Raw genomic sequence first — 1,757 nt, 5'->3', positions numbered from 1 at the left:
CTGCTGGCGAGGGTCGGCAATTGATTCGAAATATTTAAATAGTTGAATATCAGGCATGGGAGCTCCTTAAAAAGGAGTATAAGATCATACTTTTAAGTCAAGGTAAAGTTCGTGATCTTGCCCTGGGTCGTGGGCAAGTGTTTTAAATGACAATATCCCAAATACAAGTATTGTTAGTAGATGAATTTTAGAAAAATTTCGCATAATTCTGATAAATAATCTCAGTAAGGTTAACGAGCCTGCAAAATTACTCGTTTTTATTTTTATTGATGCATAAACCATAGCCAAGTTCCTATTTTGATTCAATCGACAACTGACTTTCACATAAAATATAAAACAGGATTTGCTGTTGCTTTAATTGGCGTTTTTAAAAGTGTTTGAGTGGCTTATTTGAGGTGATAAGGGCTTACCTTTATTAATGCATCGTGTTTTACGCATGCTGATATTAGCCTTTAAAATAACCCTCATTTACTTCTCTTTCTCTGCTCTTTGTGCAAAAAACTTTTAATTGAATTATTCACAAATAGGTTAAGAGGCGCTGCGCTTTAAAGGAGTATAAGTAAATGCTGTGCTAATAACGTAAGGATTATTGCGCAGCGACCCTTATATGTATTTGCCATAAGCTACTTGCTTAACAGCCACATCGACAGACGAAGTAAACGAATTTGTTTATTGGTTTAGAATTGACCGTCACTGAATAAAAACGGTCAAATAAAATACTAGTGCCTATTGATAGAGTTAAGGCTCATATGTGTTATGTTTACTTTATAGACAGTGAAGTCATTATTCTCTTACCTATAGGTAACCACTCGTCAGCCTGTTCAGTGGTAGTATTAAATGCCGCTAATAAAAAACGCCCATCAACAGAAGTGCCGTACATAATGTTATGGATTTTGGTATCTATTGCGGGAGTGATTAATTCCATAACCATAAAGGTTTTACCATTTTGAACAATTACCTCATCTCTTAACCAAGTTGCTGACGGGTACATGCTATGAAACATTTTGGATATGGATTTGTGAGCATCTTTAACTTGTGATGGTTGCATTGCGTTGTTTGTGTGATTAAAGGCTAATGTTACACCTCCCGTTTTATCACTTAATACTTCACTAGGTCTTCTTGATGCCGGGTATTTTATTTCTAGAATATCAGAAGGCATTTTCCCAAAGTTTTGTGGGGCAAGAATTGACACTTTTCCACCAAGCGCTTCGATTTTTTTTAATTCTTCTGCCTGTGAATTACCAGTAATGATAAATAACATAAATACATATAATAATTTCATACTTCTCTCTTTGATATCAACATAGCCATCAAGCTACGAATGTAAACATAACGAGCCTGTAGAATTACTCGTTTTTGATTTATTTTTATTGATGCATTAACCATAGCCGAGTTCCTATTTTGATTCAATCGGTTACCTCGATTTTACGTAAAATATAAAAAGAGGACTAGGTGTTGTTTTAATTAGCATTTTGGAAGGGATTGCAGGTGTTTAAGTGGCTTATTTGCAGAGGTAGCAGCTTACCTTTATTAATGTATCGTGTTTTGCAGCTTTTCTATATTATGAACTAAGCAATACAGTTGCCACTGGGCATTCACTTTCGTTTGTCGCGTAAGGTCAATTTATTCATACCTTTGTTAACTGTAATATTCCGCTGTTTATTTAAAGGAAAGCAGGCTCTATACAGCCAAGTCGTTTGCCATTCCGTCAATAAAAAGCTGCCGTCGCCCGATTGGGCTGTCTATTTTGACCTTCA

At 35.5% G+C, this 1,757-nt stretch carries 1 protein-coding gene and 1 pseudogene; both read right to left on the bottom strand.

Annotation, left to right across the window (positions count from 1 at the left end):
* Window positions 1-760: 760 nt before the first annotated feature.
* A complete protein-coding gene (locus tag H5203_RS22390; RefSeq protein WP_145241529.1) occupies window positions 761-1,282 on the bottom strand; it encodes a hypothetical protein in 522 nt (173 codons plus the stop codon).
* 248 nt (window positions 1,283-1,530) lie between these two features.
* Window positions 1,531-1,757, bottom strand: a pseudogene (locus H5203_RS23225) (transposase); the annotation flags it as partial.

The organism is Pseudoalteromonas sp. SG41-1 (assembly GCF_014164575.1).
In the GTDB taxonomy this organism is placed as follows: domain Bacteria; phylum Pseudomonadota; class Gammaproteobacteria; order Enterobacterales; family Alteromonadaceae; genus Pseudoalteromonas; species Pseudoalteromonas rhizosphaerae.
This window is presented reverse-complemented; position numbering and strand designations above follow the sequence as displayed.

Coding starts and splice junctions, on each gene's coding strand:
- H5203_RS22390 (WP_145241529.1), bottom strand. CDS start 1,282: ATGAAATTATTATATGTATTTATGTTATTTATCATTACTGGTAATTCA.